We start from the raw sequence: 26,847 nt of genomic DNA, 5'->3' as shown, positions 1-26,847 counted from the left end.
GTCGCCGTGCCCCCACGGGGGTGCGGCGGTGGCCGGTTTTCCGTACCGGACCGGATCTGTCAACAACCTTGTCTGTTAGGACCCTTGACAGTTGGGTGGTCCAGACCAACAGTATTGGTCCAGACCAACCACGTGCTTCCGGATGCTGAAGCCCCCCACCGTCGAAGGGAGCGCGGTCCATGACCGGACCCGTTCGCAGACCCGTCCTCCGCACGCTGCTCACCGGAGTCGTCACCGCCGTCGCCTCGGCCGGCCTGGCGCTGACCGGTGCCGGCACCGCCCACGCGGCCACCCCACTGCCCGCGCACGTCTTCGCCCCGTACTTCGAGGCGTGGAACGGCGACAGCCTCTCCGGCCTCGCCTCGCAGTCCGGCAACAAGTACCTGACCATGGCCTTCATCCAGGCCGCCACCAAGGGCTCCTGCACGCCGTACTGGAACGGCGACAGCGGCATGCCCATCTCCTCGGCGAACTTCGGCAGCGACATCAGCGCGCTGCGGGCCTCCGGCGGCGACGTGATCCCGTCGTTCGGCGGCTACACGGCCGACAACACCGGCACCGAGATCGCGGACAGCTGCACCGACGTCAACTCCATCGCGGCGGCCTACGAGAAGGTCATCACGACCTACGACATCAGCCGCATCGACCTCGACACCGAGGACAACTCGCTCACCAACTCGGCCGGCATCGACCGCCGCAACAAGGCCGTGAAGGCGGTCGAGGACTGGGCCGCGGCCAACGGCCGCTCCATCCAGTTCTCCTACACCCTGCCGACCACCACCACGGGCCTGGCCGCCAGCGGGCTGAAGGTGCTGCAGAACGCGGTCTCCAACAACGCCCGGATCGACGTCGTGAACCTCATGACGTTCGACTACTACGACGGTGCCACGCACAACATGGCCACCGACACGCAGACCGCCGCGCAGGGCCTGCACGACCAGCTGAAGACGCTGTACCCGGCCAAGACCGACGCGCAGCTGTGGGGTTCCATCGGCGTCACCGAGATGCCCGGCATCGACGACTACGGCGCCGCCGAGACCTTCACCACCGCCAACGCCACGACCGTCTACAACTGGGCGGTCAGCAAGGGCATCAACACCCTGTCCTTCTGGGCGCTGCAGCGTGACAACGGCGGCTGCCCCGGCACCGGCGGGTCCGACACCTGCTCCGGCACCACGCAGAGCACCTGGCAGTTCAGCCACACCTTCGAGCCGTTCACCAGCGGCGGCACCACCCCGCCGCCGCCCACGAACGACTTCTCCCTGTCGCTGACGCCGTCGTCGGCCTCGGTCGCCGCCGGCTCGTCGAGCAGCGCGAGCGTCAAGACGGCCGTCACGGCCGGTTCGGCGCAGTCCGTCGCACTGGCGGTCAGCGGCGCGCCCGCGGGCGTCACCGCCTCCGTCAGCCCCGGCTCGGTCACCGCGGGCGGCAGCGCCACCCTGTCGGTGTCCACCACGGCCGCGGCGGCCAGCGGCACCTACACCCTCACCGTCACCGGGACCGAGGGTTCGGCCGTGCACTCGGCCACCTACAGCCTGACGGTGACCGGCGGCACGACCACCTGCACCGCGGCCCAGTGGAGCTCGTCGGCGGTCTACGTCGGCGGCAACACCGTGTCGTGGAAGGGCCACACCTGGAAGGCCAAGTGGTGGACGACGGGCGAGGAGCCCGGAACCACCGGTGAATGGGGTGTCTGGCAGGACCTCGGCGCCTGCTGAACCGCCCGGCCGCACGACCAGCGGTCCGGCCCCGGCACCGGGGCCGGATCGCCTCTTCGCATGTCCGGAGCCCCTGCCCCCGTGCATAGTTCACGACTTATTTTTTGATGTGTATTGACTCCTGAGCGCGCAGGCCCCTAGCGTCCACAGCGCATCGCGAACCCCACAACGCGACCAAGGAGACACCTGTGACCCAGGTCCTTGCCGTGCCCGGCACGCCCGCCCCCCGAAGCCGTCGCCGCAGACGGACGGCCGCCCTCGCGGCGGCACTCCTGCTCCCGGTCTCGGCCGGGATCGCCCTGGTCACCGCCCGCGACGCCGGCGCCGCCACGCTGCCCACCGCGCCGGCCACCGTCACCAACGCCGGCAGCGGCAAGTGTGTCGACGCCCGCGCCGCGGCCACCGGCAACGGCACCGCGGTGCAGCAGTACACCTGCAACGGCACCGCCGCGCAGTCCTGGCAGTTCACCGCCACCGACAGCGGCTACTACCGGATCGGCGTGTCCACCGCGCCCGACCAGGTCTGGGACGAGACGGGCGTGTCCACCGCGGACGGCGCCCTGACCCAGCTGTGGCTGTACGGCGGCGGCCTCAACCAGCAGTGGCTGCCCGTCGCCGAGTCCTCCGGCGCCTTCCACTTCGTCAACCGCAACAGCGGCAAGTGCCTGGACGTGCCCAGCGCCTCCACCGCCGACAGCGTCCAGCTCCAGCAGTACACCTGCAACGGCACCGCCGCGCAGTCCTTCAACGTCAGCGGCAGCGGCGGCGGCACGACGACCCCGCCGCCCGGCACCCCGGACTTCGGCCCCAACGTCACCGTGTTCGACCCGTCGATGTCGACTTCCGCCATCCAGTCGAAGATCACGTCGGTCTACAACGCGCAGGTCGGGAACGAGTTCGGCAGCCAGCGCAACGCCATGCTGTTCATGCCGGGCAGCTACAACGTGAGCATCCCGGTCGGCTACAACACCCAGGTCTCCGGACTGGGCCTGTCGCCCGACCAGGTCGACATCACCGGCAGCGGCATCCGGGTCGAGGGCCACACCAGCGACGGCAACGCCACCCAGAACTTCTGGCGCGACGTCGAGAACATGTCGCTGAGCCCCAGCTCGGGCAGCACCATGTACGCCGTCTCCCAGGCCGACCCCTTCCGCCGGATGGACGTGCACGGCGGCATGCTGCTGTACGACAACACCCACGGCACCTCGGGCAACTGGTCCAGCGGCGGCTACATCGGCGACTCGCGGATCTCCGGGACCATCAGCTCCGGCACCCAGCAGCAGTTCATCACCAAGGACACGTCCATGGGCGGCTGGAGCGGCAGCAACTGGAACATGGTCTTCGTCGGCGACAACGGCGCGCCAGGCAACGCGTTCCCCAACCCGCCCTACACCACGGTCGCGCAGAGCCCCACGACCAAGGAGAAGCCGTTCCTCTACGTCGACTCGGCGGGCAACTGGCAGGTGTTCGACCCGGCGTTGCGCACCAACGCCCAGGGTCCCGACTGGGTCGACGGCACCCCGGCCGGCACCTCGATCCCGATCAGCGACTTCGCCATCGTCAAGCCCGGTGACACCGCAACGACGATGAACAACGCGCTCGCCTCGGGCAAGAACCTGCTCGTGACCCCAGGCGTCTACCACCTGTCCGCGCCGCTGAACGTCACCCGGCCCGACACCGTGGTGCTCGGCATGGGCATGGCCACGCTGGTGCCGGACAACGGCGTCACCGCCATCACCACCGCCGACGTCGACGGCATCGACATCGCGGGCCTGCTGATCAGCGCCAACACCACCAACTCAGCGACCCTCATGCAGGTCGGCCCGGCCGGCTCCACCGCGAGCCACGCGGCGGACCCGACGGTGCTGCAGGACGTGTTCTTCCGCGTCGGCGGCGACATCGCCGGCAAGGCCACGACCACCCTGGTGGTCAACAGCGCCGACGTCATCGGCGACGACCTGTGGCTGTGGCGCGGCGACCACTCCAACGGCGTCGGCTGGAACACCAACCCGGCGATGCAGGGCCTGGTCGTCAACGGCGCGAACGTCACCATGTACGGCCTGGCCGTCGAGCACTACGAGAAGTACCAGACCACGTGGAACGCCAACGGCGGGCGGTTGTACTTCTACCAGAGCGAGACGCCCTACGACGTGCCCGACCAGGGGAGCTGGACCACCAGCGGCGGCGACCTCGGCTACGCCTCCTACAAGGTCGCCAACTCCGTGACGTCGCACGAGGCGTGGGGTCTGGGCATCTACGCCTACCTCCGCGACAACCCGTCCCTGGTCCTCGGCCACGCCATCGAGACGCCCACCGGCGCCGGCGTGAAGTTCCACAGCATGGTCACCACCGTGCTGGGCGGCGCGGGCACCATCAACCACATCATCGACAACACCGGCGCCCAGGTGACCGCCAGCCACAACCACGAGACCTGGACCAACTACCCCTAGAACGGCCTCGGACCGGGAAGAAGACCTGGCCGACCCATCCCCCCACGGGTGGGCCGGCCAGGTGGCCGGGGTTCGCACCCCGGCCGCTCGGCGCGGCGACGCCGGTCAGGCGAGCGTCGCCGCCACCGGGTCCCAGTCCGCCGGCAGCGTCTCCACCGCCGGGGCGCCCGACTCCAGCTCCACGAAGCCGTGCTGCTCCGCCGACTCGGTGATCGTCGCCATCAACTCCAGCACGTGCTGCGCCAGTTCCCCCGACGCCCGGTGGTCGCCGCCGCCGCGGATGGCCCGCGCCATGTCCAGCACGCCCAGGCCGCGACCGGCCGTGCTGCCCTCCACCGGCAGATCCCGCCAGTCCTGGTCGCCGAACGCCTGTACACGGAGCGGGCCGTCGAAGGTGTTCGGGTCGGGCAGCGACAGGGTGCCCTCGGTGCCGGTGATCTCGATCATCCTGCGCGGCACCGAGGCGTCGAAACTGAACGTCGCCGACGCGCTCGGACCGCTCGCGAAGTCCAGCAGCGCGTGGACGTGCGTGGGCACTTCGACGTCGAAGGCGGTACCCGCCTTCGGCCCCGAGCCGATCACCCGCTGGGCCCGCGCCTGCCGGGCGGTGCCCGCGACCCGCGTCACCGAGCCGAACAGCGCGACCAGCGCCGTCAGATAGTACGGGCCGATGTCGAACAGCGGCCCCGCGCCGTACTGGAACAGGAACTCCGGGCTCGGGTGCCAGCTCTCGGGGCCCGGCCCCTGGGTGACCGCGGTCGCGCTGACCGGCTCACCGATCAGCCCGGACCGCACCGCCCGCGCCGCTGACTGCAGGCCCGCGCCGAGGAACGTGTCCGGCGCGCTGCCGACCCGCAGGCCCCGCGTCTGCGCCTCGGCGAGGATCTTCGCACCGTCGGACGGCGCCAGCGCCAGCGGCTTCTCGCCGTAGACGTGCTTGCCCGCCCGCAGCGCGGCGGTCGCGACCTCGGCGTGCGCCGCCGGGATCGTCAGGTTGACGACGATCTCCACCTCGGGGACGGCCAGTGCCGAGGCCAGGTCACCGTACGAGGGCACCCCGAACGCCTCCGCCTGCGCGCGGGCCCGCTCCAGGTCGAGGTCCGCCACCGACAGCACCGCGACGTCCGGGAACGAGGCCAGCGCCGTCAGGTACTGCGTGCTGATGACGCCGGCGCCCACCAGCGCCACGCCCACCGGGCCTCCGCTCATGAACGCCCCTCCAGCGCGGTCAGGTAGGAGTGCGACTCGGCGACGGCCTCGAAGATGTCGCCGGCGCACGAGTCGAGTTCGACGATGCGCACCGCCTCGGGCGCGGCCGCCAGGATGGACGGGACGTCGATGGTGCCCTTGCCGACCGCGGTGTGCGGCTCGTCCTTCACCCCGGGACCGTCCTTCACGTGCAGGGCCAGCACCCGGTCGCCCAGCGTGCGCAGCAGCTCGGGCACGTCCGCGCCGCCCACGGCCGCCCAGTACGTGTCGACCTCCAGGAACACCTCGGGCGCCAGCAGGTCCGCCAGCACCTCCAGGGCGGTGCGGTCCTCGAAGCGCGGCTCGATCTCCCACCAGTGGTTGTGGTAGCCGATGCGGATGCCGCGTTCGGCGGCCTTGGCGGCGAAGCCGTTCAGCAGGTCGGCGGTGCGCCGCAGGCCCTCGAGCGTGGTGAACTCGTCGTGGTCGATGCCGCCGGGGATGATCGCCAGGTCGGTTCCCACCGTGGCGACAGCGTCGAACACCTCGCCGGCGTCCTTGTCGAACAGGGCGTAGGCGTGGGTGCTCGCCACGCTGATGCCCAACTCGTCCGCGACCTTGCGGAATCCGGCGGGGTCCGCGGTCGGGTCGTACGTCTCCACCGAGCGGTAGCCGATCTCGGCGAGCCGGGTCAGGGTGCCGTCACGGTCGGCGGCGATCTGGTCCCGGAGGGTGTAGAGCTGGATGCTCAGGGGGTGGGTCATCGAACGGAAGCCTCCTCGGGAGTACAGCAGTGCGGCAGTTCGGCGCTGCGGCACTACGGCGTCGGTGCGGGGGTGTGCAGGATGCCGGGTGGTGGGAGTCAGCCGACGATGAGAGGCCGGAGCGTGCGGTGCGCGATCTCCAGGCCCTGGGTGACCCGCTGGACGTCACCGCTCCAGACGGGGTCCTCGTGCTCCACGGACAGCACGCCGGTGAAGCCGCCCTCGTACAGGGTGTCGACGACGCGGCGCCAGTCCACGTCGCCGAGCCCCGGCACGCGGTACCGCCACCAGCCGCTGTCCCAGCCGTCGTTGCGCTCGACGGTCCTGCCGAAGAAGCCGTACCGGTTCCTGGCGGCAGGATCCAGCTGGGCGTCCTTGGCCTGGGCGTGCGGGATGCGGTCCAGGTAGGGCTTGAGCGCCGCGACCGGGTCGATGCCCAGCCACAGCAGGTGCGAGGGGTCGTAGTTGAGGTACAGGCCGAGTCCGAACATCCACTCCCACAGCTCGGGGGAGTAGGCGAGGTTGCCGGGGTAGCCGTCCGGGTGCCACCCCTCCATCACGCAGTTCTCGATGATGATCTTCACGCCCCGCTCGGCCGCGTAGGCGACCAGCGGCGGCAGTTCGCGCTCGGCCAGCGCGATGTTCTCCTTCACCGACAGACCCGGGTGGCGGCCGATGAAGGTGCCCACGAACTCCACTCCGAGCAGCTGCGCGGCGTCGACGTTGGCCCGCACGTGCGCCGCGATCTCGGCCCTGCGGGCCTCGTCGGGGTGCAGGTTGTTCTCGTAGTACGCCAGCGACGACAGCGTCAGGCCGTGCTTGTCGAAGAGCCCGCGGACCTCCTCGGCCTCGCGCTCCCCGAAGTGGGCCACGTCGATGTGGCTGGCCTCGAACTCCCGGGACCCGGTGGACGGCCAGGTCGCCACCTCGAGCGCCTCGTAGTCGTGCGCGGCCGCCCAGGCGGCGATCTCGTCCAGCGGCAGTTGCGGAAGGCAGGCGGTCAGGAAGCCCAGCTTCATCTCAGGAGACCTCTTTCCAGGACCGGTCGGCCGCGGATCGCAGGACCGCCTCGGTGAGGCGCACCATGCGCGCGGCGTCGTCGAAGGTGGGGAACGCGCCCCCGGCGCCGTCGCCGCGGATCGCGGCGTGCACGTCGCGGACGAAGGCGGCGAAGCAGTCGAGATACCCCATGGGGTGGCCGCCCGGCACCACCGACAGCCGCGCCGCCTCCGGCGACAGCAGAGCCGGATCGCGCAGCACGGTCGCGTTCTCACCGCGGCTGCCGACGAACAGCGACTCCGGGTTCTCCTGGTCGAAGGCGAGCGCCGTGCGGGCGCCGTCCACCTCGAACCACAGCCGGTTCTTGCGGCCGGGCGAGATCTGGGAGACGGTCACCGACCCGGTCGCGCCGAGGTCGGTGCGGAACAGCAGCTGCACCGCGTCCTCGGTGGCCGGCCGGCCGCCGTCGCGCGGCACCGTCTGGGTGACGGCGGTCAGTTCGGAGATCCGGTGCCCGGTCACCCACTCCACCAGGTCGCACCAGTGCGAGCCGATGTCGGCGAACGCCCGCGAGGGGCCGCCGGCCACCGCGTCCACCCGCCAGTTGGTGTCGCCGGGCTCCGAGAGCCAGTCCTGGAGGTAGTGCCCGTGCACCAGCCGCACCTCGCCGGCCCGGCCGTCCCGGACCCGGGCCCGCGCCTCCGCCGCCATCGGGTGGTAGCGGTAGACGAACGGCACGGCGGCCACCCGCCCGCTGCTCGCGGCCAGTTCCGCCAGTGCGTCCGCGGTGGCCGGCGACGTCGTCAGCGGCTTCTCGCACACCACGTGCTTGCCGGCGCGCAGGGCCAGTTCGGCCAGCCGGGCGTGGACGTCGTTGGGCGTGCAGAGATGGACCACGTCGACCTCGTCGCTGGTGACCAGCTCCTCCGACGAGTCGAAGGCCCGGTCCACGCCGAGCGCGGCGGCGGCCTCCTTGGCCCGGGCGGGCGTGGAGGCGCTGATGCCGACCACGGGGGCGCCGGTGCGGCGGACCGCGTCCAGGTGCACCCGGCCGATCATGCCGGCGCCCGCGATGGCCGTGCGCAGCGGTGCCGTCGGCGGTCCCTGCGGCGATGCGTGCGGCGACGCATGCGGTGGTGATGCGTGCGGTGCTGCGTGCGAGTCGCGGCCCGAAGTTGCCAACGTGGCCCTCCCTTTCGGTTCACCAATGACGCTAGCCATCCGGGTTTCGGTTGACAATGGCAAGATTTCGGCTAACTTCTGTCATAAATAGGGGCCGGTGGAGGGACGAGGATCGCGTGAGCGCAGCAGGCGAACGGCAGTTGACGGCACTGAGCGAACTGGCCGGACTCGTCGCCGGCGGCGCCACCCGGCGCAGCCAGCTCGTCACCGCGACCGGTCTGTCCCGGGCGGCCGTCGCCCAGCGCGTGGACCTGCTCATCACCAAGGGCCTGCTGGTCGAGACCGGCACGGTGGCGACCGAGCGGGGCCGGCCGCCGCTCGCCCTGCAACTCGCCTCCGACGCCTCGGTCGTCTGCGCGGTCGACCTGGGCGCCACCCACAGCACGGTCGCGGTCGCCGGGCTCGGCGGCACCGTGCTCGCCGAGGCCACCGAGGAGATCGACATCGACGACGGGCCCGAGGCGGTGCTCAGCCGGCTGCACGAACAGCTCGGCCGGCTGCTCGCCGAGGCAGGGCACCCCGCCTCCCACGTCCGGGCGATCGGCATCGGCGTGCCCGGACCCGTCGAGGCCAGCACCGGAACGGTGATCCGCCCGCCGATCATGCGCGGCTGGGACGGCTACCGCGTCCCCGCCTTCTTCGAGGGCCGCTACGACGCGCCCGTCCTCGTCGACAACGACGTGAACATGATGGCGCTGGGCGAGTACGCGCACCGGCCGGCGACCGCGCACCTGCTCTACGTCAAGGTCGGCACCGGCATCGGCTGCGGCATCGTCTCCGGCGGCAGCGTGCACCGCGGCGCGACGGGCGCCGCCGGCGACATCGGCCACATCCGGGTCCCCGGGCACGACGACGTCCTCTGCCACTGCGGCAACACCGGCTGCGTCGAGGCGGTCGCCTCCGGCGCGGCGGTGACGGCCACCCTCCGCGAGGCCGGACTGCCCGTCGAGCACGTCGCCGACGTGGTGCGCCTCGTCCAGGCCGGCGACCCCACCGCCCGCCGCCAGGTGCGGCTCGCCGCCCAGCGCATCGGCGACGTCCTCGCGTCCCTCGTCAGCTTCTGGAACCCCGACGCGATCGTGCTCGGCGGCAGCATCGCCAGCCTCCACGACGATCTGCTGGCCGACATCCGGGCGGCCGTCTACCGGCGCGCCCTGCCCCTGGCGACCCGCACGGTGGCGATCGAGGCGACGATCCTGGGGCGCCGGGCGGGGATCGAGGGGGCGCGGCGGCGGGCCGTGCAGCATCTGCTCTCTCCCGAGGGGATCGCGCGGATTCTCGCTGCCCGCTGAGGTGTGGCCTCCGGCCCGGTAGACGGTACGGCTCCGGGGTGCCCCTCGGCCGCTGTTGCCGTCTGACGGTTCGCCGTGGCTGGTCGCGCTGGGGCTCCTCCGGGGCGGAGCCCGGGGGACGTCGTGCCCCTGGCGGGGCTTGAATCGGTTTGTGGTGGCGGGGCCAGTCCGGGAGCAGCCTCCTCGGACGTGTGCGTGCACGGTCTCTCCGCAGGAAGTGCCCGGGCGGATGCACACGTCCTGCGGGCGCACTCCCTCCCCATCCCCTCCGGCGGGTCCCTGGCTGCCGGGGGTAGGCGGGAGTGCTCAGGCGGTCACGCGCTCCATGCAGACCAACTGGTTCCGTTCGTCCCATGAGGTGGTGACGCCGAAGCCGAACCGTTCGTAGAGGGCGATGGCATCGGTGCGCCAGGCCCAGACCGAGAGGCGGACGGATTCCACGCCGGTGTCGGCGGTGTGGGCGAGCGCGGCACGGATGAGGGCGGACGCGACCCCCTGGCCGCGGAACGCGGGGTCCGTCCAGAGGCGCTTGATCTCGGAGTGCCCGCCGGCGGGTGCGGTGACCACCAGGCAGCCGAGCGGGGTGTCGGCCCGCTTGGCGATGAGGACGAAGTCGTCGGCGAACGCGGCCTGCGGGTCGCTGACTTCGGCCCGGTAACGCTCCGGCAGCGCTGTCACATCCGCGACGGCCGCCCCCTTCTCGGCCTCGGTCCGCAGATGGTAGGCCGCCAGCAACTGCGCCGGCCCGTCCCCGTCGTGCCCCGCCCACCGCACGACCGTGACCTCGTCCCGCTCACTCATGCCGCCATCCTCGCACCCCGACTCAGCCGCCCCCCGGCACGTACCGCCGCCCCTGTCTCCCCGTACCCGGAAACCGAGCAAGCCCAGCGCAGGAGGGCCTTCGGGCCAGGGGCTGCCCGGGCGGATGGGGGGGATCAAGGCGCCGCAAGGGATGGGGCGGCCCAGAGGTGGTGGGTGGCGTAGGAGCTCCAGGGCCGCCAGGCCGCAGCCGCCCCGGGGGCGTCAGGCGACGGCAGCACATCGGGATCGCCGAGCCCCCGCATGCGGATGAGCGCCGCCGTCCACGGCGTGACCCCGGGCAGCGCCAGCAGATCCCGTTCCGCCTGCTCCCGGTCCGTGCCCGGGTCCAGCCGGACGGTCCCCGAGGCCAGCGCCGCGGCGACCATCCGCACCGTCTCCCGCTGCTCCGGCGGCACGCCGTCCAGGCCGGAGAGGTCGGCCTCCACCAGGTCGGCGGGCCGGGGGAAGAGATGCGTGAGGCCCCCGCCGGGCGCGGCGAGCGGCTCGCCGAATGCCGTCACCAGGGCACCGGCCAGCCGCCGCGCCACCTCAGGGGCCGCCCCCGCGCCCAGGACCTCGGCCACCGCGAACTCCTCGGGATCGGCGGCGCCCGGCGCCCGCAGACCCGGCCGCGCGGCGACCAGCGGCGCCAACTCCGGGTCGGCGCCGAGCCGTTCGGCGACCGCGTACGGGTCGGCGTCCAGGTCGAACAGGCGCCGGACGCGCTGCGTGGCCGTGGTGAGGTCACGGAGGTCGCCGAGATGCAGCCGGCAGTCCAACCAGGCTCCCGCGGACGGCCGTTCGTCGACCTCTGCCACGGCCGGGGCGTGCGGCAGCCGCAGCGTGCGCCGGTACGTACGGGCGCCCGGCTCGCCCGCGACCTCCTCGACTCCCGGCACCGCGCGGTCCGCGAGGAAGTCGAAGACCTGACCGCTGTCGTACGGCCCGCGGTACGCCAGCCGCAACGGCACCCCCGACGCCCCGTCCGTGACGGCCCGCACGCCCCGGCCGGGCCGCGCCGCGCGCAGTTCCGTGGGCGTGGCCGCGTAGATCTCCCTGATCGTCTCGTTGAACTGCCGCACGCTGGCGAAGCCGGCCGCGAAGGCGATCTCCGCTGCCTGCAGGGACGTGGTCTGCAGGAGGACCCGTGCGGTGTGCCCGCGCTGGGCGCGGGCCAGCGCGATCGGCCCGGCGCCCAACTCGGCGTTGAGCTGGCGCTGCACCTGCCGGGCGCTGTACCCGAGCCGGGAGGCCAGCCCGGCGACGCCCTCACGGTCGACCACGCCGTCGCCGATCAGCCGGACGGCGCGGCCGACCACGTCGGCCCGCACGTTCCAGTCCGCCGACCCCGGCACCGCGTCCGGGCGGCAGCGGCGGCAGGCCCGGAAGCCGGCGCCCTGCGCGGCCGCGGCCGTCGCGAAGAACGAGACGTTGACCCGCTTCGGCGTCACCGCCGGGCAGCTCGGACGGCAGTAGATACCGGTGGTCGCCACGGCGAAGAAGAACACGCCGTCGAAGCGCGCGTCGCGGCTGCGCACCGCCTCGTACCTGCTGTCCTCGGTCATCATGCGTCCAGTATGGGCGCGGCCCCCTTCTCTCGGCTGGCGGATTTCGGACGCCACGTCCCGGGTCCCGGCCGATCGTGACCCCGGCTCGGCGGACGGGCCGGCGTCCGAAATCCGGTGGCGTCCCGGGGGGCGGCCGGGAGAATACCGGCATGCCCATCCGTGCCGTGCGTCCGGCCGAACTGCCCATGCTGCAGGACATCGAGAGGGCGGCCGGCCGGATCTTCCGGGACATCGGCATGCCCGAGATCGCCGAGGACGAGCCGCTTCCGCTCGACGTACTCGGCCGCTACCGGGACGCCGGGCTCGCCTGGGTGGTGACCGACGCGGCCGCCCCGACCGGCCTCCCGGTCGGCTACCTGCTCGCCGACCGCCTCGACGGCGACCTGCACGTCGAGCAGGTATCGGTGCACCCCGGCAGCGCGCGCCGAGGGCTCGGCCGGAGCCTGCTGGAACATGCGGCGGCGCACGCCGCGCGTCAGGGCGCGCCCGCGTTGACGCTCACCACCTTCAGCCGGGTGCCGTGGAACGCCCCGTACTACGCGCGCTGTGGTTTCCGGGTGCTGGACGAGGGCTCGCTGACGCCCGGCCTGCGGGCGGTTCGGGAACGGGAGGCGGCGCACGGCCTGGACCGGTGGCCGCGGGTCTGCATGCGACGGCCCGCCTGACGCCGCGGCGCCCGCTCGCGCGCCGCCGGTCCGGCCCCGCCGGAGATCAGCGGCGGCGGACGGTCCGGGGCCCGACGAAGACCGCACCGGCCGCGGCGACCCGGGCGCGCAGGCCACGGTCGGCGGTGACGACCAGGCAGGGGCGGCCGGGGGCCTCCTCGTGCGCCTCCTCGGCGAGCCGGACGATCAGGTCGTCGCCGCTGCCGGTGGCCCGCTCCACGCGGACTCCGGTGACCGGGGCGACGCCGCGGGCGGCTCCCTCGACCACCAGCACCACCTCGACCGGGCGGCCGACGGCCCACGGCGGGGCGTCGCCGCCGGCCGGGAGCCCTTCCGCGGCCAGCGGCGCCAGCGCGTCCCGCAGACGTTCCGCCGCACCGTGCCGGTCGTGCCACCAGCCGTCCGGCACGGAGCCGACGACGTTCGCGCCGTCCACGATCACCATCGGCCGGTCGTCGTCCGTCACGGGCCCTTCCCTTCGCTCGCCGCCGATCGGCACGTCGGTCCGCACTCGCGCGGCCGGGGCGCACCGCCGCCAGTCTGCCCCACGCCGGTGCCGCCGCCGTCCTAAAGGCGGGGCAGCGCCTCGCCGGGGCGTGGCTCGCGTCGCTGTTCGAGCCAGAACAGGTAGCCGCGCAGGTACCCCTCCAGGCCGTCGTCGATATGGGCGACGAAGTCCCGGTGGCCCCGGGCCGCGTCGTGGTAGTGGGGCTGGTAGACGGGATCGGCGTTGAACCCCCACTGGGGGTGGGTGTCGGCGCCCCAGTCGGCGGCTATGGCGACGGCCCACTCCCTGACCCTGGCCCGGTCCCGCCACCAGTCGCGGACGGTCTCCACGGTCCAGTGCTCGTCGCCGTCCCAGTTGTAGCCCCGGTACAGCTCGAGCCGGCAGCCGTGGATCATCGCCTCCGTCTCGTCCGGGTCCACCGGTTGGCGGTAGACGAACTCGAAGCCGAACCCGTCGCCGAGGTCGTCGTCGTAGGCGATGTGCTCAGGGGCGTCCCGACGCCCGATGGCGAGGCTGTCCGTCTCGCCCGCGTAGAACGGACCCGGCACGTTGCGCCAGTTCCGCTGCTCCCAGACGCCGGTGAACAACTGGTGCGGGGGCTCCGCGAGGCTCTCGACGAGGCGCCGGGCCGTCGGCAGCGGGTTCCAGTAGCCGGTCACGGTCCCATCCTGCCCGCCGCCCGGGAACGCCGCCCAGGCGCCCTCCTGGCGACGGTCCGTCACGACGCGTGCGCTCGCACGGATCGCGCGGGCGCGGCGGCGTCCGCTGTCGACTTCGCTGAGTACACATCAGGCCCGACGGCCGGTATTTGCAACGTTAGAAGAGCCGTAGGCCCTCCCGCAAGAGGGCTGCGGCCAGTCCTGCCGCCGGACCAGGCGGGAGCCGAGAGATCGCTCTCAGCCGGGATTCATCCGGGACTTGGGCAAGTTGTGCGCACCCTCTGGACACAACCGCCACGCCCGTGCTGTCATGCCGGTTGTCATCAGTCTTTGCAACGTTGGAATGCGACCGAGGCGCCAGGAGGCCACCCCCCATGCCCCTGAACCGCAGGCACTTCGTCGGCACTGCGGCAACCGCCGCGGCGGCCGCCGCACTTCCGCTGTCCGCGGCCGGTACGGCCCAGGCCGCCGCCGGCAGCCGCGGCCGCACCCACATCACGTCCGCGCCCCGGGTCGCCCCGGCGGCCGGCGGCCTGTACACCCCCAACGCGGCGCCGCTCGCCCCCACCGCGTTCCTCCGCCTGCCGCCCGGCGCGGTCACCGCACGCGGCTGGCTCGACGGCCAGCTCCGCCGCCAGCTCGCCGGTCTGTGCGGGCAGTACGCCTCCATCTCGCACTTCCTGGTGATGGCGAACACCGGCTGGGTGCACCCGGACCACACCGGCTGGGAGGAGGTGCCGTACTGGCTGCGCGGCTACGTCGACCTCGCCGTGCTCACGCAGGACGCGACGGCGCTCGCGGCCGTGCGCAGCTGGATCGACGCGATCGTCGCCACGCAGCAGCCCGACGGCTTCTTCGGACCGGCCTCCCTGCGCACCTCGCTCGGCGGCGGCCCGGACTTCTGGCCCTTCCTGCCGCTGACCTGGGCCCTGCGGTCCTGGCAGGAGTACAGCGGCGACACCCGCATCGTGCCGATGCTCACCAACTTCCTGCGGTACATGAACGCGCAGGGCCCGAGCGCCTTCAACCAGAGCTGGGTGTCGGTGCGCTGGGGCGACGGACTGGACACGGTCTACTGGGTCTACAACCGCACCGGCGCGTCCTTCCTGCTCGACCTCGCCGACAAGATCCACGCCAACGGCGCCAACTGGGTCGACAACCTGCCGACCCTGCACAACGTCAACGTCGCGCAGGGCTTCCGCGAGCCCGCGCAGTACGCCCTGCGCTCGCCGTCCAGCACGCTCACCCAGGCCGCCTACCGCAACTACACCTCGGTGATGTCGAGTTACGGGCAGTTCCCGGGCGGCGGCTTCGCCGGCGACGAGAACGCGCGGCCGGGCTTCGGCGACCCCCGGCAGGGCTTCGAGACCTGCGGCATCGTCGAGTTCATGGCCAGCCACCAGTTGCTGACCCGGATCACCGGTGACCCGGTGTGGGCCGACCGCTGCGAGGACCTCGCCTTCAACTCGCTGCCCGCCGCGCTCGATCCCGACGGCAAGGCCGTGCACTACATCACCAGTGCCAACAGCATCGACCTGGACGACACCGTCAAGTCGCAGGGGCAGTTCCAGAACGGCTTCGCCATGCAGGCCTACATGCCCGGCGTCGACCAGTACCGCTGCTGCCCGCACAACTACGGCATGGGATGGCCCTACTTCACCGAGGAACTGTGGCTGGCCACGCCCGGCAACGGCCTGGCGGCCGCGATGTACGCGCCCAGCACGGTGACCGCCGCGGTCGGCGACGGCACCAGGGTCACGGTGACCGAAACGACCGACTACCCGTTCGACGACACCGTCACCCTCACCGTGAGCGCACCGCACGCGGTGGAGTTCCCCTTGCTGCTGCGCATCCCGGGCTGGTGCTCCGCGCCGCAGCTGACCGTCAACGGCCAGGCGGTGAGCGCCACCGCGGGACCCTCCTTCGTGACGCTGCAACGCGCCTGGCACGACGGCGACACCGTCGTGCTGCGCCTGCCGCAGAACATCGTGCTGCGGAGCTGGCCGGGCAACAACGGCGCCACCGCCGTGGACCGGGGTCCGCTCACCTACGCGCTGTCCATCGGCGAGAACTACGTGCAGTACGCGGGGACCTCGCAGTTCCCCGAGTACGCGGTGCACGCCACGACCCCGTGGAACTACGGGCTGGCCCCGAACGACGGCAGCTGGACGTTCCGCAGAAGCGGCGGACCGCTCGCCGCCAACCCGTTCACCCACCAGGGCACGCCGTTCACCATCTCCGCGCCCGTGCGCCCGATCGGCGAGTGGCAGTCCGACAGCCAGCACGTGGTCAGCCCGCTGCAGGCCGCGCCCGCGCGCAGCACCGCCGCGGTGCAGAACGTCGACCTCATCCCGATGGGGGCCGCCCGGCTGCGGATCTCCGCGTTCCCCACCGTGAGCCCGACCGGCCACCTGTGGACCAGGACGCTGGACTACCTGAAGATCCGCAACAAGAACTCCGGCAAGCTGATGGGCGTCGACGTGATGTCGACGGCCAACAGCGCCCACGTGGTGCAGTTCGACGACAACGGCACCGCCGACCACCTGTGGCAGTTCATCCCGAACGGTGACGGCTGGTACCGGATCCGGAACCTCAACTCCCAGAAGGTGCTGGGCGTCGACCTGATGTCCAAGGCCAACAGCGCCCAGGTCGTGCAGTTCGACGACAACGGCACCTCCGACCACCTCTGGCAGCTGATCGACAACGGTGACGGGTGGTACCGGATCCGCAACCAGAACTCCGGCAAGGTGCTCGGCGTCGACCTGATGTCCACCGCGAACAGCGCGCCCGTGGTGCAGTTCGACGACAACGGGACCGCCGACCACCTCTGGCAGCTCCTGTGAGCCGTCGCCGGCTGCCCGTGGGGGGCCGGCCGGCGGCATGACTCCGCGGGTGGCGCGAGTGGGCGCGCGCCGCCCGCGGCAGAGGGCGAGGCGGCGTACCTGACGGCTTCAGCAGGTACGCCGCCCCGTTCCGACGACGGGGACGACGGCTCGGACCCCGTGCACGACGGCTTCGCCCGAGAAGGCCGCCTCGCGCCGGGACAGCGGCGTCACGCGGTGAGCGCGGCGCGGGTGCACGGGCCGTAGACGCCCGGCGGATCGCAGGTGAGGCCGCGGTCCTCCTGCAACTGGGTGACCCCGCGGACCGTCGGCTCGTCGTACACGCCGGACACCGACACATAGGTGAACCCCTGCTGGAACAGCAGTTGTTGCAGATCCCGCACGTCCGGTCCGCCGTCCCCCGAGCGCAGCGTGCGCGGCCCGGCCGTGGGCGACGCCGAGGACGCGGTGGGGACGCCCGACGCCGTGCGCGGGGAGGAGGTCGTCGTGACCGCCGGCGGCGGAGCCCCGTGGCTCCCGCGCGGCCCGGCCGTGGGGTGGCGGGGCGCTCCGGCAGACGCGGAGGGAGGACCCTTCCGCGCCGGCGGGGCCGTCCGCGGCAGCGGCAGGGTCGCGAAGGACGAGCCGGACGAGGCCGGCCCGGGCAGTGGCGGGTACCCGGTCGCGCCGGCCGGCGCATCCGGCCAGAGGACCCAGGCGAGCAGCAGCGTCAGCCCGGCCACCGCGATCGCCAGGCCGCCGAACAGCAGCGGCCGCTCCGGCCAGGACCGGGACGCCGCGGGCGAGGCGCGGCGGCGTGAGCGCGGACGGGACGAGCCGGACGACGCGCGGTCCGCAGCCCCGGTGGCGGACGGGTCCGGGGGCACGGACGGTACCGCCTCGGGGAACACCACCTCGATGACGTCGGGCGGTTCCGCTCCCGCCCCGAGCGGCGCCCGTACGACGTCCCTGCGCGGCGTCCCCCTGTCGTGCTGCCAGTCGCTCACCGCTGCACCGCTCCCACCGTGTCGGCCACGTGCGTCCGCCGGATCCCGTCCTACCACCACCGGAGGGGATGCCCGCGGCCATCACGGTTCGCCCGACAACCGTGCCCCGGGCAGGGCAGACTGGGGCGTTCAGCTCATGCTCGCCGGCAACGCCGCGTGTGTGCGGAGTCCCTGACGCGACGTCGGCACCCCGGCCATCGGACGGTCAGTCCAGCGGCGGCGGGGCCGGCATCGGCGACGGGGTGGGTGTCGGCGGGACCGGATCGGGAGCGGGCCCCGGGGGAGTGGGCTCGGGCCCCGGCGGGGACGGCGGAATCGGGTCGGGAGACGGCCCGGGCACCGGACGGGGCTCCGGGGCCGGCACCGGGTCGGGGCCGGGGGCGGGTTCACCCGGGCGGCCCGGGGGAGTGGGTGCGGGGAACGGCTCGGTCATGGTGACCTCCGGCGGTTCGGCGCGGAACGGTTGCGTCCCGCGGCTGGACGTCCCCACACGTACCCGATGATCGCCGTGCCATGCCGCCCGCTCGGCACACGCCCCCGCGTGCGCTCCCGTGCGGGTGAACCGCGCCGCGCGCGGCAACCGCGCCCCGGCGCACACCAGTCCCACGGATCAGCAGCCACAACCGCGACACGGAAGGAGCCGGCCGTGACCGACGAGTGGGATCCCCGGTGGACACCCGGTCTGGCGCACGTCCTCATCACCGCGGGAGACGAGACGAGCGCGTACCGGATCTTCGACGCGCTGGTCGACCGTTTCCCGGGTGTCGAGCCGCCGACCCGCCCTCCCGCACGTCCCGGCACGGTGGTGCTCGCGGTCGTCGCCCCCACCGCGGACGCGATTCCGGCGCAGCGCCGTCGTCACCCGAACGGTTCAGCGGAGCGGCCGTAGCCGCGCGCCGCGCATGCGTCCGGTCAACGTCTCCCAGCCATCGTCGAGTTGACGGCCGGAGGCAATGGCCGGCGGCTCGTCCGGACGGCGCGTGGGTGGCGCGCCGGCCGGGCGGCCCGGGCCCGGACGGCGTTCCATGCGGACTGTGTGCCGGTCATCCTCCGAGCGGTCACGGGATCGCCCCGGCACCCGGAGAACGCCATGCGCGCTGGACGCATAACCGCCGCCGCCCTCCTCACCGGATCCGTGCTGGCCGTCGCGGCCCCACCCGCGCTCGCTTCCTCCTCGCTCGCCGCCCGCTCGGCCGCACCGCTCCCCACTGTCCCCGTCCCTGCTCTCCCCGGCCCCGATGCCCCGGAGGCGACGCCGGGCTCGCCCAGGCCGACCGCACCAACGGCGTTCGCAGCGCCGCCCCGGCCGGAGGCGCCCGCCGTGAACGCCGACTCGATCACCGCGCCCGGCGAGTTCGGCGGCCTGGTCACCTCGTTCGGCTTCAGCGTCACCCCGTCGACCGTCGGCCCGGGCGGCACCGTCACCCTGCGGGCCACCGGCTGCGCCACGCAGGCCACGGCCTCGGCGCCCGCGCTCCTGGAGGACGTGCGCCTGGGCAAGGGGCGCGGCGCTGGCCAGTCCGCCACCGTCACGCTCCGGGCCGACGCCACCCCGGGCACGCGGTACGAGGTGGCCTTCACCTGCGGCACGGAGCAGGGCAGCACTCCGCTCACGATCGGCAGCGGCGGCGCGGCGACCCCGTCGCCCTCCCGGCGCTCGGTGCAGAACGCGCTCGGCGGCTCGTCCGGCCCGGGCAGCGCCGAGGTCACCGTCGGCGCCGTCCTCGTCGCGGTGGCCGGCGGGCTCGTCCTCCACCGGTTGCGTTCGCCGCGCCACTGACCGGCCGCCCGTGCGCCCGGCCGGTTCCGCGGAGCCCGGAACAGGGCGACGCGTCACTTCCGGCGAGTGCGGAGATAATGGCAGGGATGCGGACGAAAACGGAGGAAGCAGCCGTGGTCGTCCCGCTCGGGGGCCGTGCGGGCCCTGAGCGGGAGGGCGGCTGCGGAGCGCGGCCGTGAGCACGGGACGACGGCCGGGGCGCGGGTGGTACGACCCGCGCGTGGGACCGCACGGCTCGGTCCGCAGGGTGCCGCCGTCCGACATCGGCCCCGGCGAGCGGCTGGCCATCAACGGCGTGGGCAGCTTCGACTGGGACCTCGACCAGGGCACCTTCGACCTGGACGAGACCGCTCTCGACGTCTTCGACCTGCGCCCCGAGGAGTACGACCGGCGCCCCGACTCGCTGGTGATGCGGGTGACCCCCGAGGAGGGCGCACGGCTGGACGTGGCGCTCCGCAGGGCCCTGCAGTCCGGCCACCGCAGCTACAGCGGGTACTTCCAGGTCACCCGGCGCGACGGCGTGAAGCAGTGGACCCACACACAGGGCACCATCCTGCGTGACGACGGCGGGACGGCCCGCCGGGTGGTCGGTGTCGTCCGGAACGCCACCGAGGAACTCGGCCAGGCGCCGCCCTTCCCAGGCATGGACGGACAGGCGGTCGGCGCGGCGGACGCGTCCGGCGCCCGGAGCCGGACCGCGGCGGCGGACGGGACGGGCGACGCGTTCCGCGACGCGACCGGGGACGGGGACGGGGACGGGGAGGGGGACGGTCGCAGTCTGTCCTCGCTGGTGCGCCACACCACCGAGGCGCTCTCCCACGCCGTCACCGTCGACGACGTGACCGCGGTGCTCACCGGCGCCGGCGCGCTGCAGCGCTTCAGCGCCGACGGGCTGATCCTCGGCCTGATCGAGGGCGGGAACCTGCGGTTCGTCGCCGTCACCGGCGAGCCGATGGCAGGCTTCAGGGACCTGGAGCTGCGCCGCCTCGACGACTCGCTGCCGCTGTCCCAGGCGGTCATCACCCAGCAGGCGCGGTTCGTGACGTCCTCCGCCGACCTGCTCACCCGCTTCCCGCTGCTGCGCCCCTACCTGGAGCGGTCCGGGCTGCACGCCGCCGCCTTCCTGCCGCTGATCGCGCAGGCCCGGGCGATCGGGGCGATGGGGCTGTTCTACCGCCGGCGCGACCGGTTCACCCGGGAGGACCGCGAGACCTACGGCGCGCTGGCCGGCGTCCTGGGCCAGTCCCTGCAGCGGGCGATCCTCTTCGACCAGGAGCGGGAGTTCGCCACCGGGCTGCAGGAGTCGATGCTGCCCCGGCACATCCCGCGGTTCGAGGGCGCCGAGATCGCCGTCCGCTACCACAGCGCGTGGAGCGGCCGGGAGGTCGGCGGGGACTGGTACGACGTGGTGGCGCTGCCCCAGAACCGGGTGGGGCTGGTGGTCGGCGACGTCCAGGGCCACGACACGCACGCGGCGGCCGTCATGGGCCAGCTCCGCATCGCCCTGCGCGCGTACGCCGCCGAGGGCCACCCGCCCTCCACGGTGCTCGCCCGCGCCTCCGGCTTCCTCGCCGAGCTCGACACCGAACGCTTCGCGACCTGCGGTTACGCCGAGGTCGACCTGGTGAGCGGCACGGTGCGCACCGCCCGCGCCGGGCACCTGGGCCCGCTGATCCGGCACACCGACGGACGCACCGGCTGGCCGAACGTCCGCGGCGGTCTCCCACTGGGCCTGGCCACCACGCTCGATCTGCAGGAGTTCCCGGAGACCCGGCTGGACCTCGTTCCCGGCGAGACGCTGGTGTACTGCACGGACGGCCTGGTGGAGGAGCGCGGCGGGGACATCACCCTCGGCATGGACGCGCTGGCGGAGGCCGTCCACAACGGGCCGGAGCGCGCCGAGGAGCTCGCCGACCACCTGGCCGACACCCTCTGGGAGCGCTGGGGCTCCACCGACGACGTCGCCCTGCTCATCCTGCGCCGCGCCCCCGACCCGGGTTCCCGGCACGCACCGCGCATCCACCAGTACGTCCACCAGGCCGACCCCGAGGGCCTGGCCGACGCGCGCGGCGTCCTGCGCCAGGCACTCACCGCGTGGCGGATGGGCGCCCTCGCCGACGACGTCGAACTCGCAGCGGGCGAGCTGCTGGTCAACGTCCTGCTGCACACCGAGGGCGGCGCGGTGCTCACCCTGGAGGTGCTGCCGGAGCCGGTACGCCGGGTGCGCCTGTCGGTCCAGGACCGCTCCAGCGTGTGGCCGCGCCGCCGGTCGCCCGGCGAGGCGGCCACCTCCGGCCGCGGACTGCTGATGATCGACGCGCTCGCCGCCCGGTGGGGCGTCGAGCCGCGGGGCGACGGCAAGGCCGTGTGGTGCGAGTTCGGCTCACCGGACGGCGCCGCCCCGGGCGCCGCGTCAGGGCCGGACGCCGAGGACGTCACGGGGACCTGAACGCCGCGCCCGCGGCTCGCACGGACCCTCGCGGGTCAGCTGACGTTGAGCGCGGTGTCGTCGACCACGAACGACGTCTGCAGCTTGGAACCCTCCACACCGGTGTACTTGATCGTCACCGTCTGCCCGGCGTACGCGCTGAGGTCCACCGTGTGCTGGGCGTACCCCGAATTGGCGTTGACGTTGGAGTACGACCCGACGGTGCCGAGCACCGTGCCCGAGGAGTTCAGCACCTGCACCTTCAGCGTGTCGTAGGCGGTCGAGCCGGTCTCCGCGGTGTCGATGTGCAGCCAGTACGAGAAGGACGCCGCGCAGCCGGCCGGGACGGCCACCGTCTGGGACAGGGTGTCGGTGGTCGCCGTGCCGTAGCCGTCGAGCCACGCCTTGTACGAGCCGCTGTGCGCCGGTTCGGCCGAGGCGTTGGTGATGACGCTGCTCGACGCGGACCAGGAGGTGTTGCCCGACTCGAAGCCGGGGTTGGCCAGCAGTTGGCGCGGGGTGCACGAACCACCGGTCGGCGGCGTGGTGGGCGGGGTGGTCGGCGGGGTCGTGGTGCCGGAGCCGCTGCCGGCCAGCCACGCCGTGGCGTTCAGCGCGAGGGCCGCGTCGGTGCCGGCCGGGTCGTCCCAGCCGTTGTACAGCGTGTTGCCGGACTGGCCGGTGCCGTCGTCGACGGGCGAGCTGTCACCCCAGATGGCCACGCGCCCGCTGCCGAAGCTGCTGGTGACGAAGAACGCCCCGGTGTTGCCGGAGTACCCCGTGCGGTACAGCAGCCCCTTGACGTTCGGGTTGTCGGCCGGCTTGAGGGTGAAGGTGGTGCCGTCGCGCAGGATGCTGCCGGTGACCGTGCCGAACGGGCCGTGCAGCACCGGGTCCGAACTGTCGCTGATCGCCCGGGGGTTGTCGGTGCTGACGTCGAGCAGGTCGACGGAGAAGCCGAACGGGTCGGTGTTGTCGACGCCGTTGTTGGTGAGCAGGTCGTTGATGACGCACGGCGAGTCGCAACCGTCGTTGTTCCGGTCGCTGTTGTTGTGGTCCGAGATGAGGAACAGACCGCCGCCGTTCTTCACGAAGTTCATCACCGCGGTCTTCTCGGCGGCGGTGAGCTTCACGTTCGGTTCGTCGACGACGAACGTGTCGAAGTTCGCGAGGTCCTGCGGGTTCGAGGAGTTGCCGTAGGTGATGGTCTTCCCCGACGGCAGCGTGTTCAGGGTGTAACCGCCGGACTTCTGCAGGGCGACGCCCCAGGCCGACAGGGCGCCGGTCCAGTCGGTCTCGGACTGCGGGGACGGGTTCTGGGCGAGCGGGTCGGGCTGGCTGGTGCTGATGATCCAGTCCGCGTTGCCGGCGGTCTCCGCCTTGGTGTTGTCGAACAGCACGCGGTGGGTGGTGGCGGCCGCCGGCGACGCGGAGCGGGCCGGTGCGGCCTGCGCGTCGCCGGTGGCGACGCCGGCCACCGCCAGACCGATGGCGCCCGCCGCGGCGGCCGCCGCGATCAGCGCGTGGCGGCGGGGGGAACGGGATCCAGGCATCCGTCAACCTCCAGTGAGGGTGGGGGAGTGGGGGGCGTGGGGACGTGGGGGGATCGAAAGGACCGGTGACGCAGGGACAGGGCTCGGTGCCGTGCGGTCAGAGTCTGCGCGCGTAGAACATGACATGTATGTGCCAGGAGTTAAGGATGGATGAACGGTACCCGTCGGGGATAGGCCCGTGAACCAGGAGACTGGGCGGAGTGGCTGGGGCGGCCGTGGGCAGGTGTTCCGCCGAGCGGGTGCCCCGGCCTGCCGCCCGGGCGCGCGCTCTCGCGGGACCTCACGGCGGGGAGCAGGATGGAGCGGGGGCGTGAGCCGCCGCACGTGCCCGGACGCCGGGGCGTGTCGTGCGGGTCGGGCCGTACCGCCGGCCCGGTGCGTGGGTCTCGCCGTGTCACTCGCCGCCAAGGCGTCCGCCCGAGGAGGAGCAGCATGCCCATCGCCACCGTGAACCCCACGACGGGGGAGACCCTCAAGACCTTCGAACCCCTCGGGCCGGACGGGATCGAGGAGCGCGTCGCCAAGGCCGACCGCGCCTTCCGCGCCTACCGCGGCACCGACTTCGCCTCCCGGTCCGCGCTCCTCGCCTCGGCCGCCGACCTCCTGGACAAGGAACGCGACGAGATCGCCCGGACCATGACCACGGAGATGGGCAAGACGCTGGCCGCCGCCCGCGCCGAGGCCGCCAAATGCGCCAAGGCGATGCGCTGGTACGCCGCCAACGGCGAACGCCTCCTCGCCGACGAGCACCCCGCGCAGTCCGACGTCGAGGACAGCGGCGCCCACCGCGCCGTGGTCCGCTACCGCCCGCTCGGCGTGGTGCTGGCCGTGATGCCGTGGAACTTCCCGCTCTGGCAGGTCGTCAGGTTCGCCGCTCCCGCGCTGATGGCCGGCAACACCGGCCTGCTCAAGCACGCCTCCAACGTCCCGCAGACCGCGCTCTACCTCGGCGAGCTGTTCCGGCGGGCGGGTTTCCCCGAGGGCTGTTTCCAGACCCTGCTCATCCAGTCCTCCGCCGTCGACGCGGTGCTGCGCGACCCGCGGGTGGCCGCGGCCACCCTCACCGGCAGCGAGGGCGCCGGGCGCGCGGTCGCCGCCGTCGCCGGCGACGCGATCAAGCCGACGGTGCTCGAACTCGGCGGCAGCGACCCCTTCGTGGTCATGCCGTCCGCGGCCGGCGAACTGGACCAGGCGGTCTCCACCGCCGTCACCGCCCGGGTGCAGAACAACGGGCAGTCGTGCATCGCCGCCAAGCGGTTCATCGTCCACGCCGACGTCTACGACGCGTTCGCGGAGCGCTTCGGCCGGGCGATGGGCGGGCTGACGGTAGGGGACCCGATGGAGGAGTCCACCGACATCGGCCCGCTCTCCACCGAGCAGGGCCGCGCCGACCTCGAGGAACTCGTCCAGGACGCGCTCGGCCAGGGCGCCCGGGCGCTGTGCGGCGCCCGGCGGCCCGAGTCGCGGCAGGCCGGGTGGTTCTACGAGCCGACCGTGCTGACCGACGTCACCCCGCGGATGCGGATCCACCGCGAGGAGGCGTTCGGACCGGTCGCCACCCTGTACCGGGTGCCGGACCTGGACGCGGCCGTCGAACTCGCCAACGACACGCCCTTCGGCCTGAGTTCCAACGTCTGGACGCGCGACGAGGACGAACAGCGCCGCTTCGCCGCCGATCTGCAGGCGGGCGGCGTCTTCTTCAACGGCATGACCGCCTCCCACCCCGCGCTGCCCTTCGGCGGGGTCAAGCGCTCCGGGTACGGCCGGGAACTGTCCGCCCAGGGCATCCGGGCGTTCTGCAACGTCACCACGCTCTGGTACGGCCGCTGAGCGGTCGAACGCGTTCGAACGGAAGGGACCACAGGGAACGCCGCCACGGCGGGCGCCGCGGGTTCGCGTGAGGTGAAGGTGTGAACCCGCCGGGCCCCGCCGTGGCGGCGCCGCTCACCCGGTGCGGCCGAACCTAGGCTGACCGCAGCCCCGGGCCGAGCCGGGAGGGCGGGACGTCCGGGGCCGTAAGATCGCCGAGAGCGGGAAAGGTCCGGGAATGCCCGACGTACCAGAACCCGTGGTCAAGCTGGTCCGGTGGAGCACCGAACCGGCCGCCGCCCAAGTCGTCCGCTCGACCGCCGCCGCCGTCATCGCCTATGTCGTCGCCCTCTGGCTCACCCCGCAACCGGCCCCGCTGACCGCACCGCTGACCGCCCTCCTGGTGGTCCAGGTGACCCTCTACTCGACCTTCACCACCGGTGTGCGACGGGTGAACTCCGTCGTCGTCGGCGTGCTCATCGCGATCGGCTTCAGTGCCGGGGTGGGCCTGACGTGGTGGAGTCTGGGCCTGATCATCTTCACCGCGCTGCTCGTCGGCCGGTTCGTGCGGGTCGGCGAGTTCGAGGTGGAGGTGGCGATCAGCGCGATGCTCGTCCTCGGTGTCGCCCGGGTGGCCAACACGGCCTGGGACCGGATCCTGGAGACGCTCATCGGCGCCGCCGTCGGACTGCTGTTCAACCTGCTCTTCGCGCCCCCGGTGTGGGTGCAGACGGCCGGGGGCTCCATCGAGGAGCTGTCCCACCGGATGGCCGGACTCTTCCGCGACATGGCCGGCGAGGTGGCCGGGCACCTGCCGGTCGAACGGGCCGCCTCCCGCCTGCACGAGGCCCGCCGGGTCGACCACGACATCGTCGAGGTGGACGCGTCCCTGCGGCAGGCCGAGGACAGCCTGCGCTGGAACCCGCGGGTGCGCGAGGGGGTGCTGTCCCGGATCGTGCTGCGCACCGGTCTGGACACCCTGGAGATCTGCGCGGTGGTGATGCGTGTGCTGTCGCGGACCCTGACCGATCTGGCCAAGGCCAGGACCCAGGAGCGGCTGTTCCCCGAGGACATCGCGGCGGCCCTGGAAGAACTGCTCAACCAGGTGGCCAACGCCATCGAGAGCTTCGCTGTGCTCATCACCACCCAGGTCGCGGCCAGCGCGGAGTCGGCGGAGGAGCGGCTGTCGCAGGCGCTCGCGGACAGCGCGGTGATCCGTGACCGCACCGCCGACCTGCTGCTGCACGCCGTGCAGCAGCATCCGCGCCAGTGGCAGCTGCACGGTGCGGTGCTCGCCGAGGTGGACCGCATCCTCGACGAACTCGCCGTCGAGAAGCGCTCCGAGCGGCTCGTCGAGGAGCTGGACCGCTACTCCTCCGAGGCCAGTCAGCGGCACCCGCGGCTTCAGCTGATCAAGCGCCGGCTGACCAAGTCCACCGTGGTGCAGCGGACCTCCGCGCCGGTGCGCGAGGCGTTCCGCAGGCCGTCGCGCGGCGACTGATCCCGCCTCGCGCGCCGCTGCGGCGCGCGTCCTCGCCCCGTGGCTCCCGCCGTGGCCGGAAACCGCCGGTCGCGCCGGGAGCCGGCGTGTTCCGGGCGCCGCGCGTGGGCGGGTCCCGCTGACCGCGCGTGAATCGTTGCCGTCACAGGCATA

20 protein-coding genes are annotated in these 26,847 nt (G+C 73.1%); 10 read left to right on the top strand and 10 right to left on the bottom strand.

Annotated elements, in window-relative coordinates:
• Positions 1–179: 179 nt before the first annotated feature.
• Positions 180–1,718, top strand: coding sequence for a chitinase (locus tag K7862_RS14200; RefSeq protein WP_222962923.1), 1,539 nt, complete (start codon positions 180–182; stop codon positions 1,716–1,718).
• A gap of 188 nt (positions 1,719–1,906) precedes the next feature.
• Positions 1,907–4,168 (top strand): pectate lyase-like domain-containing protein, encoded by a 2,262-nt coding sequence (locus K7862_RS14195; RefSeq protein ID WP_372461575.1) that lies wholly within the window; start codon positions 1,907–1,909, stop codon positions 4,166–4,168.
• Between the two features lie 105 nt (positions 4,169–4,273).
• Here K7862_RS14195 and K7862_RS14190 read toward each other — a convergent pair whose 3' ends face one another.
• From K7862_RS14190 to K7862_RS14175, 4 genes are all read right to left on the bottom strand, one after another.
• Entirely contained in the window at positions 4,274–5,377 is a 1,104-nt protein-coding gene (locus tag K7862_RS14190; protein ID WP_222962922.1) for a Gfo/Idh/MocA family protein, read from the bottom strand.
• Positions 5,374–6,120: a sugar phosphate isomerase/epimerase family protein gene (locus K7862_RS14185; protein ID WP_222962921.1), complete on the bottom strand. Its 747-nt coding sequence runs from the start codon at positions 6,118–6,120 to the stop codon at positions 5,374–5,376. Before K7862_RS14185 ends, K7862_RS14190 begins: the two co-directional genes overlap by 4 nt.
• A 98-nt stretch (positions 6,121–6,218) precedes the next feature.
• Positions 6,219–7,139, bottom strand: a complete 921-nt coding sequence (locus tag K7862_RS14180) for a sugar phosphate isomerase/epimerase family protein (RefSeq protein WP_222962920.1) — start codon at positions 7,137–7,139, stop codon at positions 6,219–6,221.
• 1 nt (position 7,140) lies between these two features.
• The gene (locus K7862_RS14175; protein WP_262413132.1) at positions 7,141–8,301 is read right to left on the bottom strand and encodes a Gfo/Idh/MocA family protein; all 1,161 of its coding nucleotides are present in this window, start codon (positions 8,299–8,301) and stop codon (positions 7,141–7,143) included.
• Between the two features lie 116 nt (positions 8,302–8,417).
• On the opposite strand from K7862_RS14175, the gene K7862_RS14170 reads away from it, so the two are divergent.
• Positions 8,418–9,593, top strand: coding sequence for an ROK family protein (locus K7862_RS14170; RefSeq protein ID WP_222962918.1), 1,176 nt, complete (start codon positions 8,418–8,420; stop codon positions 9,591–9,593).
• Between the two features lie 306 nt (positions 9,594–9,899).
• Here the strand turns inward: K7862_RS14170 and K7862_RS14165 are convergent, their stop codons facing one another.
• Both K7862_RS14165 and K7862_RS14160 read right to left on the bottom strand, forming a co-directional pair.
• The gene (locus tag K7862_RS14165; RefSeq protein ID WP_222962917.1) at positions 9,900–10,394 is read right to left on the bottom strand and encodes a GNAT family N-acetyltransferase; all 495 of its coding nucleotides are present in this window, start codon (positions 10,392–10,394) and stop codon (positions 9,900–9,902) included.
• A gap of 134 nt (positions 10,395–10,528) precedes the next feature.
• The gene (locus K7862_RS14160; RefSeq protein ID WP_222962986.1) at positions 10,529–11,959 is read right to left on the bottom strand and encodes an AlkA N-terminal domain-containing protein; all 1,431 of its coding nucleotides are present in this window, start codon (positions 11,957–11,959) and stop codon (positions 10,529–10,531) included.
• A gap of 152 nt (positions 11,960–12,111) precedes the next feature.
• On the opposite strand from K7862_RS14160, the gene K7862_RS14155 reads away from it, so the two are divergent.
• A complete protein-coding gene (locus tag K7862_RS14155) occupies positions 12,112–12,627 on the top strand; it encodes a GNAT family N-acetyltransferase (RefSeq protein WP_222962916.1) in 516 nt (171 codons plus the stop codon).
• A 46-nt stretch (positions 12,628–12,673) separates the two neighbouring features.
• Here the strand turns inward: K7862_RS14155 and K7862_RS14150 are convergent, their stop codons facing one another.
• Together K7862_RS14150 and K7862_RS14145 are read right to left on the bottom strand one after the other, a co-directional pair.
• Complete coding sequence (locus tag K7862_RS14150) at positions 12,674–13,093, bottom strand: NTP pyrophosphohydrolase (RefSeq protein ID WP_308011980.1); 420 nt, start codon at positions 13,091–13,093, stop codon at positions 12,674–12,676.
• A 101-nt stretch (positions 13,094–13,194) separates the two neighbouring features.
• Complete coding sequence (locus tag K7862_RS14145; protein WP_222962915.1) at positions 13,195–13,857, bottom strand: ferredoxin; 663 nt, start codon at positions 13,855–13,857, stop codon at positions 13,195–13,197.
• A gap of 311 nt (positions 13,858–14,168) precedes the next feature.
• Between K7862_RS14145 and K7862_RS14140 the strand changes: the two genes are divergently transcribed.
• Positions 14,169–16,637, top strand: a complete 2,469-nt coding sequence (locus K7862_RS14140) for a beta-L-arabinofuranosidase domain-containing protein (RefSeq protein ID WP_222962914.1) — start codon at positions 14,169–14,171, stop codon at positions 16,635–16,637.
• Positions 16,638–16,846: 209 nt separating this feature from the next.
• Here the strand turns inward: K7862_RS14140 and K7862_RS38220 are convergent, their stop codons facing one another.
• Positions 16,847–17,623 carry a peptidoglycan-binding domain-containing protein gene (locus K7862_RS38220; protein ID WP_222962913.1) on the bottom strand — a complete coding sequence of 259 codons (777 nt, stop codon included), beginning with the start codon at positions 17,621–17,623 and terminating at the stop codon, positions 16,847–16,849.
• Positions 17,624–18,269: 646 nt separating this feature from the next.
• Here K7862_RS38220 and K7862_RS14130 point away from each other — a divergent pair.
• The 3 genes from K7862_RS14130 (at position 18,270) to K7862_RS14120 (ending at position 21,852) form a co-directional block, all read left to right on the top strand.
• Positions 18,270–18,512 carry a hypothetical protein gene (locus K7862_RS14130; protein WP_222962912.1) on the top strand — a complete coding sequence of 81 codons (243 nt, stop codon included), beginning with the start codon at positions 18,270–18,272 and terminating at the stop codon, positions 18,510–18,512.
• Between the two features lie 432 nt (positions 18,513–18,944).
• Positions 18,945–19,403 (top strand): hypothetical protein, encoded by a 459-nt coding sequence (locus K7862_RS14125; RefSeq protein WP_222962911.1) that lies wholly within the window; start codon positions 18,945–18,947, stop codon positions 19,401–19,403.
• 295 nt (positions 19,404–19,698) lie between these two features.
• Entirely contained in the window at positions 19,699–21,852 is a 2,154-nt protein-coding gene (locus tag K7862_RS14120) for a SpoIIE family protein phosphatase (RefSeq protein WP_372461576.1), read from the top strand.
• Positions 21,853–21,887: 35 nt separating this feature from the next.
• On the opposite strand, the gene K7862_RS14115 is transcribed toward K7862_RS14120, so the two are convergent.
• Positions 21,888–23,384: a hydrolase gene (locus tag K7862_RS14115; RefSeq protein ID WP_222962909.1), complete on the bottom strand. Its 1,497-nt coding sequence runs from the start codon at positions 23,382–23,384 to the stop codon at positions 21,888–21,890.
• 432 nt (positions 23,385–23,816) lie between these two features.
• Between K7862_RS14115 and K7862_RS14110 the strand changes: the two genes are divergently transcribed.
• On the top strand, positions 23,817–25,214 hold the full coding sequence (locus K7862_RS14110; RefSeq protein WP_222962908.1) for an NADP-dependent succinic semialdehyde dehydrogenase: 1,398 nt from the start codon (positions 23,817–23,819) through the stop codon (positions 25,212–25,214).
• A 217-nt stretch (positions 25,215–25,431) separates the two neighbouring features.
• Positions 25,432–26,694: an FUSC family protein gene (locus tag K7862_RS14105; protein WP_222962907.1), complete on the top strand. Its 1,263-nt coding sequence runs from the start codon at positions 25,432–25,434 to the stop codon at positions 26,692–26,694.
• The last annotated feature ends 153 nt before the right edge of the window (positions 26,695–26,847 follow it).

Source organism: Actinacidiphila acidipaludis (assembly GCF_019890725.1).
GTDB lineage: Bacteria > Actinomycetota > Actinomycetes > Streptomycetales > Streptomycetaceae > Actinacidiphila > Actinacidiphila acidipaludis.
Note: the sequence above shows the minus strand (reverse complement) of the source record. Positions and strands in the feature narration are given on the sequence as shown.

Bases quoted from the DNA above. Each gene is read 5' to 3' on its own strand.
- K7862_RS14200 (WP_222962923.1), top strand. From the start codon at position 180: ATGACCGGACCCGTTCGCAGACCCGTCCTCCGCACGCTGCTCACCGGA.
- K7862_RS14190 (WP_222962922.1), bottom strand. From the start codon at position 5,377: ATGAGCGGAGGCCCGGTGGGCGTGGCGCTGGTGGGCGCCGGCGTCATC.
- K7862_RS14185 (WP_222962921.1), bottom strand. From the start codon at position 6,120: ATGACCCACCCCCTGAGCATCCAGCTCTACACCCTCCGGGACCAGATC.
- K7862_RS14180 (WP_222962920.1), bottom strand. From the start codon at position 7,139: ATGAAGCTGGGCTTCCTGACCGCCTGCCTTCCGCAACTGCCGCTGGAC.
- K7862_RS14165 (WP_222962917.1), bottom strand. From the start codon at position 10,394: ATGAGTGAGCGGGACGAGGTCACGGTCGTGCGGTGGGCGGGGCACGAC.
- K7862_RS14160 (WP_222962986.1), bottom strand. From the start codon at position 11,959: ATGACCGAGGACAGCAGGTACGAGGCGGTGCGCAGCCGCGACGCGCGC.
- K7862_RS14155 (WP_222962916.1), top strand. From the start codon at position 12,112: ATGCCCATCCGTGCCGTGCGTCCGGCCGAACTGCCCATGCTGCAGGAC.
- K7862_RS14140 (WP_222962914.1), top strand. From the start codon at position 14,169: ATGCCCCTGAACCGCAGGCACTTCGTCGGCACTGCGGCAACCGCCGCG.
- K7862_RS14115 (WP_222962909.1), bottom strand. From the start codon at position 23,384: ATGCCTGGATCCCGTTCCCCCCGCCGCCACGCGCTGATCGCGGCGGCC.
- K7862_RS14110 (WP_222962908.1), top strand. From the start codon at position 23,817: ATGCCCATCGCCACCGTGAACCCCACGACGGGGGAGACCCTCAAGACC.
- K7862_RS14105 (WP_222962907.1), top strand. From the start codon at position 25,432: ATGCCCGACGTACCAGAACCCGTGGTCAAGCTGGTCCGGTGGAGCACC.